The 12,642-nt window shown below is 35.2% G+C and carries 13 protein-coding genes; 1 reads left to right on the plus strand and 12 read right to left on the minus strand.

Annotated elements, in window-relative coordinates; genetic code table 11:
* Positions 1-25 precede the first annotated feature (25 nt).
* The 4 genes from BQ6100_RS06120 to BQ6100_RS06135 all read right to left on the minus strand — a co-directional run bounded on the left by BQ6100_RS06120 (position 26) and on the right by BQ6100_RS06135 (position 3,723).
* Positions 26-1,315, minus strand: coding sequence for an ABC transporter substrate-binding protein (locus tag BQ6100_RS06120; RefSeq protein ID WP_075983459.1), 1,290 nt, complete (start codon positions 1,313-1,315; stop codon positions 26-28).
* Positions 1,316-1,802: 487 nt separating this feature from the next.
* Positions 1,803-2,294: a CcdC family protein gene (locus tag BQ6100_RS06125; protein WP_075980821.1), complete on the minus strand. Its 492-nt coding sequence runs from the start codon at positions 2,292-2,294 to the stop codon at positions 1,803-1,805.
* A 169-nt stretch (positions 2,295-2,463) separates the two neighbouring features.
* Complete coding sequence (locus BQ6100_RS06130) at positions 2,464-2,823, minus strand: response regulator (RefSeq protein ID WP_075980822.1); 360 nt, start codon at positions 2,821-2,823, stop codon at positions 2,464-2,466.
* Between the two features lie 192 nt (positions 2,824-3,015).
* Positions 3,016-3,723 (minus strand): cytochrome c biogenesis CcdA family protein, encoded by a 708-nt coding sequence (locus tag BQ6100_RS06135; protein ID WP_075980823.1) that lies wholly within the window; start codon positions 3,721-3,723, stop codon positions 3,016-3,018.
* A gap of 344 nt (positions 3,724-4,067) precedes the next feature.
* Here BQ6100_RS06135 and BQ6100_RS06140 point away from each other — a divergent pair, with 344 nt between their 5' ends.
* Positions 4,068-4,238: an aspartyl-phosphate phosphatase Spo0E family protein gene (locus tag BQ6100_RS06140; protein WP_075980824.1), complete on the plus strand. Its 171-nt coding sequence runs from the start codon at positions 4,068-4,070 to the stop codon at positions 4,236-4,238.
* A 67-nt stretch (positions 4,239-4,305) separates the two neighbouring features.
* Here the strand turns inward: BQ6100_RS06140 and BQ6100_RS06145 are convergent, their stop codons facing one another.
* The 8 genes from BQ6100_RS06145 to yneA all read right to left on the minus strand — a co-directional run bounded on the left by BQ6100_RS06145 (position 4,306) and on the right by yneA (position 12,552).
* On the minus strand, positions 4,306-6,096 hold the full coding sequence (locus BQ6100_RS06145) for an ABC transporter ATP-binding protein (RefSeq protein WP_075980825.1): 1,791 nt from the start codon (positions 6,094-6,096) through the stop codon (positions 4,306-4,308).
* 4 nt (positions 6,097-6,100) lie between these two features.
* A complete protein-coding gene (locus tag BQ6100_RS06150) occupies positions 6,101-7,849 on the minus strand; it encodes an ABC transporter transmembrane domain-containing protein (protein WP_075980826.1) in 1,749 nt (582 codons plus the stop codon).
* Positions 7,850-8,077: 228 nt separating this feature from the next.
* On the minus strand, positions 8,078-8,293 hold the full coding sequence (locus tag BQ6100_RS06155; RefSeq protein ID WP_075980827.1) for a YneF family protein: 216 nt from the start codon (positions 8,291-8,293) through the stop codon (positions 8,078-8,080).
* An 89-nt stretch (positions 8,294-8,382) separates the two neighbouring features.
* Entirely contained in the window at positions 8,383-8,820 is a 438-nt protein-coding gene (gene sirA / locus BQ6100_RS06160) for a sporulation inhibitor of replication protein SirA (RefSeq protein WP_075980828.1), read from the minus strand.
* A 231-nt stretch (positions 8,821-9,051) separates the two neighbouring features.
* On the minus strand, positions 9,052-11,058 hold the full coding sequence (gene tkt, locus BQ6100_RS06165) for a transketolase (protein ID WP_075980829.1): 2,007 nt from the start codon (positions 11,056-11,058) through the stop codon (positions 9,052-9,054).
* Positions 11,059-11,259: 201 nt separating this feature from the next.
* Positions 11,260-11,493 carry a DUF896 domain-containing protein gene (locus tag BQ6100_RS06170; RefSeq protein ID WP_075980830.1) on the minus strand — a complete coding sequence of 78 codons (234 nt, stop codon included), beginning with the start codon at positions 11,491-11,493 and terminating at the stop codon, positions 11,260-11,262.
* A gap of 74 nt (positions 11,494-11,567) precedes the next feature.
* A complete protein-coding gene (locus BQ6100_RS06175; protein WP_075980831.1) occupies positions 11,568-12,215 on the minus strand; it encodes a YneB family resolvase-like protein in 648 nt (215 codons plus the stop codon).
* A gap of 16 nt (positions 12,216-12,231) precedes the next feature.
* A complete protein-coding gene (yneA, locus tag BQ6100_RS06180) occupies positions 12,232-12,552 on the minus strand; it encodes a cell division suppressor protein YneA (RefSeq protein ID WP_075980832.1) in 321 nt (106 codons plus the stop codon).
* Positions 12,553-12,642 lie beyond the last annotated feature (90 nt).

A 12,642-nucleotide genomic window follows, 5' to 3' on the forward strand; every position in this document is an offset into this window, starting at 1 on the left:
CATATAAAACTATTAAAATATGAAATTATCTGCTTAGTAAATCTTTTGCACGTTTAACGGCAGCTTTCCATTCTTTTTCTGGATCTGCTTTTTTGTTTTGAACATTTTTAAGAGCATTTAATATTTCATTATGAATTGGGAAGTATTTTTCACCCTTATAAACAGAACCATTAATATCTTGTGCTGCTTGAGCAAATACAGAAGCAGTTACTTGGCCACCGAAGAATTTGTCTTCATTCGCTTTGAATGCATCCATGTCATAGACTGCTGGAGCTGATGGGAATAAACCATGGCTTTGGAATGATTTTAATTGATTGTCTGGTGATACTAGCCATTCAATAAAGTCATATGCTTCTTGAGGATGCTTTGTTTCTTTTGGAATGGTTATATAAGATCCGCCCCAGTTAGCAGCAAAGTCTGTTGGTAATGTTGCAACTTTCCATTTTCCAGAAGCTTCAGGTGCGTTTCCTTCCATCCAACCTTTTAACCAGCCAGCGCCTAATTCAGCAGCAAATTCACCTTTATTTACTGCATTGCCCCATTCTGGAGTCCACATTTCAAATTTGCCAACGATACCTAAATCATTTAAGCGAACAGCATAATCATATGCTTTTTTCACCTGATTACCATCTTTTTCTAGCAATAATTCATTATCAGGGCTTAAATATGCTTCATCAGCAGCGTCTAAATAAGCTCTAAATGCCATTTCAATACTATCAACAAATGGTTTTCCAGTTTTTTCTTTTACTTTGGACCCTGCTTCTTCAAATGCTTGAGGAGTATTTATGAGTTTTGATACTTCATCTGGATCTGTAGGTAATCCAGCTTGCTCGAATAAATCAGTACGGTAATATAAAGCCTTTGGACCTATATCAGTAGGTAAACCAAAAAGGAAATCTCCTTTGGTGTTTTCCCCACCTTTCCATTTCCAATCTAAGTATTGATCTTGAACGTCCTTCGCACCAAGATCATATAAATTTGCAAATCTATCTTTAGCGGCTTTAAAGCGGTCAAATTGGTCAATCTCTATCATTGTCATATCAGGTGCACCACTGCCAGCAGATAGTGCAGTAAATAACGCATCATGATGGTCAGCAGTTTCAGCGGATCTTACCTTAATCTTAATATTAGGATTTTCCTTTTCATATTCTTTGGCTAAATCTTCATACCCTGTTGCACCAAATGTCCAAAAATCTAATGTAATTTGTTTGTTACTATCCTTCGAATCACTTGAGGCCTTTTCATCATTTCCACTACAAGCAGCTAATGATAGCGCTAGCATAGAAGAAATCCCGATAGCAGCCAATTTTTTCATGCTTTTCAAGTTAGATACCCCCTATTTTTTTAAGGTAACATAGTAATCTAAAAACTAAGCAAGGTACTCCATCTTTAGTCGCTGTAAGATTTCACCCCCAATAAGGATATTCCAATGATGGAAACCGGTTTCTATAAATCTTAAAAAAATATGTGAAGCAACCGCTTACATTACCTATATTATTCCTTATAGCAGGGAAAATCAACCACTTTTTTAAAATTTTTGTTATTTATTTGTAAAACGGTTTCGCTACAAATCGACTTTTATAGGATAAATGGGTGAATTGATAGGTTTCTAGTTTAAGAAAATCGTATCTTTTTGTCGATTTGTTTGGAAACCGCTTTCGAATTGGTGCTTTTCAAACTTATTAACATGTTTAAGGCATATTTCTTTCGGAAGAGGGGGCTCACTAACGGACCCTAGTTCCGCTAATCACATTTTCACGATAAAAAAAAAGACGCAAATTCGCGTCTTTTACCTAATTACATTATACAGTTTCCATATCTCCATTACCACCCATAAGATTCTGATATAACTTACGGTAATTGATATACATCGCAACCCGCCAAGGAACAATCATGGAAAAAGCAAGGATAAAGAACATTCCACTTAACTGACCCACATCAATCGATGTGCTCAGGACGAGCTTACCTGCAATACGGACAACTAGCAATCCTACTAATATAAAGATAAAAGCGCGAGAGCGTTTCAAGAAGATTTGATCTTCAACAATTTCGAAATTAGAAGTTTTTATCAACAAAATGGAAAATAACATACCAACAACCACCGCTTCAATTAATTCCATACCAGTTACACGAAAGGCAGGAACAAAAAACATAGAAGCACCCGTACTCATAAAGATTGGTGGCAAAATAATTTTCTTTGCAGAAGCTGGCTTCTTCGAGGCTTTCATTCGAATGAACATGACAAAGACCGCCATACAGATGGCACCTATCGAAGTAATTACAACCATATTCATTACATACATCCATCCTTATCAATCAAGTTTTACAGAAAATATTATATACTAATCATTTAAATAAGGAAAACAAAAGTGATTAAAAAAAAGGCCATCCAACAGGTTTGGCCTCGATCATTAACATAAAAAATAGCTAAAGTAGAATTCTGAAAATTGCGACCAATAAAAATTAGTTTAATACCCTGTTGATCGCATCGATTACTCTATTTTCATCAAAGGGTTTAACAATAAAATCCTTTGCCCCTGCTTCAATTGCCTCAACAACCATCTTTTGTTGCCCCATTGCTGAACACATAATTACCTTAGCGTTTGGAAATTCAGCTTTGATTTCCTTTACTGCTTCCAAACCACTCATTTCAGGCATCGTAATATCCATTGTTACTAAGTCAGGTTGTAATTCACGATATAATTGAACTCCATCTCTTCCGTTTTCACCTTCACCCACTACTTCGTGATTTGCCTTTTTCAGGATGTTAGAAAGGGTCATTCTCATAAATTTTGCATCATCCACTATTAATATTCTTGCCATAGTATAATCCTCCTTGGTATTTCAAACGGAAGTAATTTTTAATTCATGTCAATTAATTATGGTTAAATCATAGCTTTTTTTGTAAGAACACATTCTCAAATATAGCGAATTTTACACAAAATATCAATTTATTGTTTACGACAAAGTTTGATATTATCTTCGAGAAACCTGCATCAGTCGACCATAACCGCTCTAAAAACCTTTAAAACCACCTGTTATTGACGAGAAAAGCGCGATAATTTTTGTCATCCAATCAAAAAACAAAATAATCCCCATAGCGATCATTAAATAACCGCCGACCTTCATAATAATGACATTATGCTTTCTAATCCATTGCATTCTTCCAATAAAGAAGGATAAGATAAAAAACGGAATCGCAAAGCCTAATGTATAGGCAATCATGTAAAATAGGGCTGAACCCGGATTTGACCCTGCTAATAAAATTACCGACATTAAAATAGGGCCTGTACAAGGTGTCCAACCAGCTGCAAACGCTAGACCAATTAAAGCAGAACCTAAATATCCAGATGGTCTATTCTTAAATTCAAATTTGCGCTCCTTCATCATAAATTCCGGTTTTAATATTCCAACAATTACCAAGCCGAAGAATACGATAAAGATAGCCCCTATTTGACGTATTAAATCTTGATATTCTTGAAAGAATTCACCAATAAAAGAGGAACCAAATCCAATTGCGATGAAAATAATGGAAAAACCAATGAGGAAAAAAAGTGTATGCAATAAACTTCTTTTTTGCAGCATTGCATTTTCCGTTTTCAACTCTGCAACTGACATTCCTGTAATATATGAAAGAAAAGCTGGATATAGAGGTAAGCAACAAGGCGAAATAAAACTTAAAAACCCCGCGCCAAGTGCAATGAATACGTTCACATCTGACATGAAAACATCTCCCAAAAAACTCCCAATTTATAAGACATACAATCTTATATTCCCCTAATAGAAAAAAACATTATTCAATTCTCATTTTATCAAAACTTTGATTGAAAAGAAATCGAATTGTATGTGAACATCGACGTGTATCAAATTTTACACTATTAACCCCGTTTTTACATTATAAATTATTTTATTTGAATAATTTTTTGGAAATAATTATGAATGACACCTTTGAATTAATTCCCAAAATCAGTTATAATACTAGAAAGTTAACATTATTTACTAGATTTTAAAATTAATTTACAAATCTTTAGCTTTATTTATAAAAATTTGAAAGGAATTAAACCATAGTGCTAAAAAAAGAGTTAATAACCCTAATCGAAAAAAAACGAGCAGAGTTAGTCAAAATAGCGATGATTAACGGTTTACATTCAAGTATTGCAATTCGTTACAGCGAGGAACTTGATATTCTCTTAAACGAATATAACAGACATTATTTAAAAAAAGTACAAGCACAATAAAACAGCTTGAAATTCTTACTATTCCAAGCTGTTTTATTACTTTTTTAATTAGACCTTCAAAATTTCCCTATCCTAAAGCATCCTCCAGCTCAGTAACACCATTTTGGAGCAAGTACATTTTATGATACAAACCCTTTTGAGCAAGTAATTCTTGATGGTTTCCTCTTTCAACAATTTCTCCTTGATGCATAACAAGAATAAGATTAGCATCCTGTATCGTTGACAAACGATGAGCAATCGCAATGGTGGTTCTCCCTTTGCGCATCTCAGCCAAGGCTGCTGAAATAGCTTCCTCTGTCTCTGTATCTATATTTGCCGTTGCTTCATCCAAAACTAATATCTTCGGGTTAGCAGCAATGGTTCGAGCAAAGGCTATTAGTTGTCTCTGACCACTAGAAAAAGTTGAACCTCGTTCTACCACTTTTTGATCATAGCCATTTTCAAGCTTCTCAATAAATGTATGAGCTTGAACAAATCTTGAAGCAGACTCTATATTTTCGTCACTAATGCTCTTATTGTGGAGGCGTATATTATCCTTCACAGTTCCATAGAACAGAAAAGGATCCTGTAATACCAAACCTAGTCTTTCACGCAGCTCTTTTTTTGGATATTCTTTAATAGAAATTCCATCTATTAATATTTCTCCCCGATCAAATTCATAGAATCTCATCATTAAATTAATGATTGAGCTTTTGCCACTTCCTGTATGACCAACAAGCGCAATGGTTTCACCAGGTCTTGCTACAAATGAAATGTTTTTCAACACATCCCTTTTCCCGTCATAGGAAAAGCTGACATTGCGAAATTCCACCTCTCCTGCCTTTATTGTTTCATTGATATCATTCTGCTTAGGTTCTAATTGTTCTTCATCAAGAAGTTTGAACACCCTCGATGCGGAAACAATCGCCTGCTGGTAAAAGGATAAGCGCATCATCATATTGTTCACTGGCTCAAAGAACCGATCCAAATAATTGATAAATGCATATAAAACACCTATTTCAATTGGGCTATTAAAAGAAGTAATACCAAAAAATGTTAATACAATAATTAACGCAATGGTGTAAACCAAATCGATTGCAGGTCTGAGTAATAACCCATCAACTTTAATATTACGCATTCCCGCTTTATAATGATTTTCATTTATAATCCCAAACTCCTCTTGCATCCTTTTTTCCTGCCTAAAAATCTGAATCATTGCCATACCTGATAGCGATTCACTCAATTTTGCATTCAATTGACTCAGTCTTTCACGCATATCCTGATAAAATTTCGTGCTATATTTCCGGTAAATGCTCATGATGAAAATAAGCAGAGGAATAATAAACAAGCAGAAAAAGGCTAGCTTTACGTCAAGAATAAACATGGCGATAAAAATACCCGTCAACATAAAGCCACTTTGTATAAAGGTTGCAAGCACACTAACAAACATATCCTTAATCGCTTCTGTGTCGTTCGTTACCCTTGATACAATACTGCCAACAGGAGTTTGATCAAAATACTTTAATCCTAACGATTGAACCTTTGTAAAAACATCAATTCGAAGCTGTTGAATTATTTTTAAAGCAATTTCCTGGAATTTTACTAATTGAAAATAGGAAAACAGGACATTCAATATTTGAATTCCTATATAAATTACTCCTAAAGTAAATATCGATTGAAAAGCTAAATCCCGCGGCGTTAAATAATCATCAATAAAGATCTTCACAATAATTGGACCTAAAACATCACCAATTGTCGTTAGTAAGAGAAAAGTAAAGGCAATAATGATTAGCTTCATATGTGGCTTTGCATACTTCAAGAGCCGTAATAAAACTTTTCTCTGTTCACGTGACTCTACTACTGCCATTTTTCTTTTCATATTGTTATCCTCCGTGCTCCACAAGTTCCTCAAGCTGCTGGCGTAAAAACATATCTTTATACCATCCGTTTACCGACATTAGTTCCTCATGGGTACCCCGTTGAATAATTTTGCCTTCGTCTAAAACTAGAATTATATTAGCATGCTGGATTGCACTTAGACGATGTGCCGTTATGATGGTTGTCTTCCCCATACGATTTTCTTTTAATGCAGAAAGAATGGCCTCCTCTGTCTTCGCATCGACAGCTGATAAGGAATCATCTAAAACAAGAATTTCAGGATTCATAAATAAGGCTCTTGCAATTGAAATCCTTTGTTTTTGTCCACCAGACAGAGATACTCCTCTTTCTCCAACAAGCGTTTTATATCCATCGGTAAAATTTAGAATATCTTCATGAATATTGGCTATTTCCGCTGCTTGTGTTATTTTTTCCATCGTTGCAGAAGGATCAGTAAAGGCTATATTTTCAGCAACAGTGGTTGAAAAAAGGAAATGATCCTGCGGGACATATCCAACGGCTTCCCTTAAAGAGTTCATTTTATAATAGGAAAGAGGGTGCTCACCAATATAGATATCGCCGTCTTCCACATCGAATTCTCTAATTAGTAATTTTAATAAAGTGGTTTTTCCAGCACCGGTTTTACCAACTATCCCCAGGGTTTCTCCACGTTTAACAGAAAAAGAAATATCCTCTAAAACAGGTTTCCTTTCTTCAGGATAATAAAATTGATGGATGTCATATTGAATGTCACCTGTTGGGGTAATCGCCAATGCATTTTCATCGTCAACAATTTCTTCTTTCTCAGCCAATAATGCTGTCACTCGGTCATAGGAGGCTCGACCTCTTTCTACGATATTAAAAAGCCAACCAAAGGCAAGCATAGGCCAAATCAGTAATCCTAGATAGGTTGTAAAGGAGACTAATTCACCAATGCTTAATTCCCCATTGAGTACATACTTTGCCCCAAAGGCTATTGATAGAAAGAACGACAACCCTACAATAATCGAAATCGTTGGATCATAAAGAGAATCTACTTTTGCTACCAATACATTCTTATCGACTACATCCTCAGATTGTTTACGAAAATCCTCGATATCTTCAGCCTCTTGACCAAAAGTCTTGATTACTTTTATCCCTGTAATACTTTCCTGTGTTTTGTCATTTAATGAGGAGAATGCCTCCTGTGCCTTATGAAAATGTTTATGTAATAAAGTTCCATAATAACTCGTTAAAATCGCCATAAGCGGCATAGGGATAAGACTAATGAGAGTGAGCTTCCAGCTAATCGTTGTTGCCATTGTTATAATCACAAAGCCACCGGTTGCAAGAGAATCCACTAAAGTGAGTACACCTGATCCTGCTGTTTCTCTTATCACTTGTAAATCATTCGTTGCATGGGCCATTAAATCCCCAATTCTTCTTTTTTGATAAAAGTGGGGTGACATTTTTGTAAAGTGCTCATATAACTGGTTTCTTAGCTGTCTTCCAAGCTTCACAGATGATCCAAAAATCATGATCCCCCAATAATAACGGAGGGCGTACATGATGACTCCTGAAACAATCAAAACGACAATCCATTGAACTAAAGTTGCCTTAGTTAACGTATGATTTTGGATTTCGTCAACTACTACACCTATAATTTTCGGAGGGATTAATTGCAGTAGAGCAACAATTAACAATAACAAGACTCCAAATATATATGACTTCTTCTCCTGTTTAAAGAACCACAATAAGTCTAAAAATACTTTCATAGAAGCCTCCATATTTTTGTTATGTGAGATTTTGATTTTTTTATCTATTCAAAACTATTCTAAAATAAAAAATAAACTAAGTCATCCTTAAAGAGTTGCCTTCTTAGTTTAACAAATATTTCAAAAATATGGAAGATTCACATACTTACCTTTTAAAATGCTCCCCCATAAAAAAGAAAAGGCTGTCCAAAAAGGTGGCAGGCACCATTTTGGACAGCTTATTCTCACTTATTTCATTTGTTGTTTGTTCATTGCAGCCATCATTTGATTGATTTTCTTTTGCGAAGGCTTCATGCCCATTTGCATCATCATCATTTTTAACATTTGTTCATTAATTGGCGGATTTTTCTTTAAGTAGCTCATCATATATTTACGAGCAATGAAAAATCCTAGTGCTACACCAGCTAAAAGAGCTAGTATACCAACTAGAATGTAGATCCACATTTAATACTTCCTCCTTCATGTTGTCTAACTTACAGTGTACTAGACCAAAAGGTATTATACAATATTTGCGAAATAATTTCTTCTATTTTTTATACAAATTTCCTCTCTTTTATCGGTCTAAGCCATCCATATCTCTTATTCTCAAGGTCGATGGCAATAAATGAAGTCTCACTTTTCCTAAGGACTTCAAAAAATAATGTTTCTGCTTCATAGCTTCCAAAGGATTGCAAAAGTAATGCTTTTTCAAATAATTCTAATTTCGCACTACCTTGCTTCCTATTCTCTATATAATATATCCCATTTTCTATTCGAAAATCCTTTTTCCTTTGTAATTGCTGGTAAATGTATTGATGCAATCTTAAGTTTGGAATAGATTTTGTTATATAATCAATTTGTTTTTCTAATATTTTTCTCAATTCACCTTTAGCATTTTTATATTCATCAAATAGTTGAAAAAACATCCGCTCTCTTCCGAAGTAATGGGTGGCAAACTCATCTTCTATTAAATATACTTGATAAATTCTCACCGAAACCCCTCCTTCTAGGACAACCCTTTTTAACCATTATATAGAATATTCTTTCAATTGTTTGTCTGAAGGCGTCAAAAAATTTCACTTTTTTTGTCGAATTCATTATATATTCATATTTTTCAAAAAAATAAAATATTGCTCTACCTATTTAATGGGACATATGAAAAAAGGAATGAGAGTGATAAGCACCCTCATTCCTTTTTTCTATATCTTTACTTCAATATCCTATTAATTTTGTAATAAGGTTTTAACACGGGCAACAACATTCTCAACGGAGAAGCCGTATTCTTTTAGGATGATATTTCCTGGTGCAGAGGCACCAAATTGATCAATTGCCAATACTTCACCCTCATCCCCAGCATAACGATGCCAGCCAAGTGAAGAACCCATTTCAATAGCAAGTCGTTTTTTCACGCTCTTAGGAATGACAGTTTCTTTATATTCCTTAGATTGAGCCTCAAAACGATCCCATGATGGCATACTTACAACCGATGCCTCGATTCCTTCTTCTGCTAACACTTGTTGAGCATCGACAGCAAGGTTTACTTCAGATCCTGCAGCAATTAGAAGAACATCAGCAACTTCTTTATTTGCTGGTGATACAACGTAACCACCTTTAGATACTTTTTCATAGGCATTTTCAAGCGTACCTTTTAAAGTAGGTAGGTTTTGACGAGTTAAAACAAGGGCAGTTGGTTGGTTCTGTGATTCTATTGCTAATTTCCAAGCTGCTGCCGTTTCATTCCCATCTGCAGGTCGAATCACAGATAGATTTGGCATGGCTCTTAAGCCTGCTAATTGTTCGATAGGTTCATGAGTTGGTCCGTCTTCTCCAACAGCGATACTATCATGGGTAAATACATAGGTTACAGGTAATTTCATAAGAGCAGCTAGGCGAATAGCCGGTTTTAAGTAATCAGAGAATACGAAGAATGTTCCACCAAATACCTTTAAACCACCATGAAGTGCCATACCGTTTAAAGCTGCACCCATAGCAAATTCACGAACGCCAAACCAAATATTACGACCTTCGTAAGAGTCTGGAGTGAAATCTCCTTGCCCTTTAATCATTGTATTATTTGAACCTGCAAGGTCTGCAGATCCACCAAACATTGTTGGAAGATTTTTTGCCAGTCCATTGATTGATTCACCAGAAGATGCACGGCTTGCCAGACTCTTTCCTAGTTCATATTTTGGAAGATCTCTATCCCAGCCTTCAGGTAGTTCACCCTTCATGGCTTGCTCTAACTGAGACCCAAGCTCTGGATATTGATTTTTATAAGAAGTGAATAACTCATTCCATTCCTTCTCTTTCTTTTCCCCATTATCAGCAATATGTTTCTTAAAGTGACTATAAACCTCGTCCGGAACATGGAAGTCTTCTTCAAAAGTCCATTTGTATGCTTCTTTTGTAAGCTTAAGTTCATCCGCCCCAAGAGGTGCACCATGTGAAGCTGATTTTCCAGATTTATTTGGTGAACCGTATCCAATTACTGTTTTAACTTCAATTAATGTTGGACGGTTGATATCCTTTTTAGCTTCCTCAATGGCATTTGCAATCTCATCTAGGTCATTTCCGTCTTCTACCCGAATATATTGCCAGCCATAGGCTTGGAATCTTTGTTGAACACTTTCAGAAAAAGACTTAGAAAGATCCCCATCTAATGAAATATCATTTGAATCATATAGAACGACTAATTTTCCAAGTTTTAAGTGAGCTGCTAATGATGCTGCCTCAGCAGATACACCTTCCATTAAATCTCCATCACCACAAATACTATATGTATAGTGATCAACAACCTCATATTGATCCTTATTATAAACTGCAGCTAGATGCCTTTCAGCCATCGCCATACCAACTGCCATAGAAATACCTTGTCCAAGTGGACCACTGGTGGCATCTACCCCAGGAGTATGTCCGAATTCTGGGTGACCTGGTGTTCTGCTACCCCATTGACGAAATTGTTTAATATCTTCCATAGAAACTTCATATCCTGCTAGATGAAGTAAACTATATAGAAGCATAGAACCGTGACCTGCAGATAAAACAAATCTGTCACGATTAAACCATTCAGGATTTTTAGGATTCATATTCATAAAACGAGTCCAAAGAGTATAGGCCATTGGAGCAGCTCCCATTGGCATACCTGGGTGCCCTGAATTCGCTTTCTCAATTGCGTCAATCGATAAAGTACGGATTGAATTTATCGATAATTGATCAATCTTATCAAACATTTCTTTCATTCCTTTCGTTATCTAATCAGTCCAATATTAATATTATAGTTAGGAATCCATTAATACAAGAATTTACATAAAAAAAAGCCCTATTAATCATTAATTTGACAAAATAATTACAAATTTATGTGATAGGCTGAATAAAGATATTTCTAAAATTAAATCTACACTAGTAACCAACTTACTTTTATAAGTTAGTGATCAGTGTAGATTCTTTTTATCCCTAAGTTGTTTAATTTTATTCGGTGTTACATCATTTCCAAGAGGATCAATAACCGTGACGCCCTTTAATGTATTAAACATAGATGATCGAAAGCCCTTCAAATATTCGCTACGTAGGCTAGATTGTTCTTTTGCTTCCTCTACGGTTAATCCTTCTTCTTTGGACTTTTTCGCTAAGGCATTTATTCTTGCAAGTTTTTCTTTTGAAATCATTGAAAAGCTCCTTTATGATTGTTCATAATAATCAACATCTTACTAGAAATAGTGATTATTGACAAGCAAACTGCCTATTCTTCATTTTGCTCCATGAACTCTTGATACCTTCTATGTACGGTCGCCTTTGATATTTCATAACCAAAGCCTCTTAAGGTTGCAGCTATTTCTGCGAAGGTTAATTTATTTTTCTTTAATCGGATAATTTCCTCTAATGGAACTTCCTTTCTTTCCCTCCCAGCATTTACTCCTTTATGTTTCAAATTATTTTCCGGGTGAAATCCACGGTCTACAGCACGTAGCATTCCCCTTTTAATTTTCATATTATGTATTTTTCTTTGATAATCCTCTACAATGCCTACAATTTCTAATACCATGGAGTCTGCTTCTGAAAGTTGTAATTCTCCATTATGACTTAAACAGTAAAGCTTTACCCCTTCTTTAATAATGCAATGTAATAAGGCAATTTTGGCATTTCCTCTTCCCAATCGTGTTTCATCCTGTATCAGAACAGCTTTTACTTCAGGGTTCTTTATTGCATTTAGTAATTCAAAGACACCATCTCTTTCCAAGTCATAACCACTTGCCTTCTCCTTAATGACCTCGGCGATAATAAAGCCATTTCTGTGGGCTAGGTCAATTAGCTCCTCCTCCTGCCTTTGCAAGGAAGTTTCTTGGGTTTCCTTTGTTGTACTGACTCTGCAATATATTACACTTTTCATATGATCTCCTCTTGTATTAATAATCTGAGCTAGCTATTTGGGTAGGTTGGTAATCCTCATTTTTTACGGGAATAATAATCTCTTCTCCAGGATAAATTTGATCCCCTGAAATTCCATTAGTTTTTTCAACCCATTTAATGAATTCATTTGAAGAAAGCTGGTGATCTGAGGCATATTTTTCTGAAATATTCCAAAGAGATTGACCATCTTGAATGGTGACCTTTACATAATTCGTTGATTCATTTCCATGTAGTTTACCAGAAAATATGAAAGCTGCAGCAAAACTAATAATAATTAATAGGATAATATAGCAATATTGATTCCAAATTTTTTTCATATAAGACACCTCTGGTTACGAATGTTTGTTCGATTTATTTATTTTTATCATATTACGAACATTTGTTTGAGTCAAGAAAAATATTCGAAC

Origin of the sequence: Bacillus massilinigeriensis (assembly GCF_900117315.1) — a bacterium.
GTDB lineage: Bacteria > Bacillota > Bacilli > Bacillales > Cytobacillaceae > Bacillus_BE > Bacillus_BE massilionigeriensis.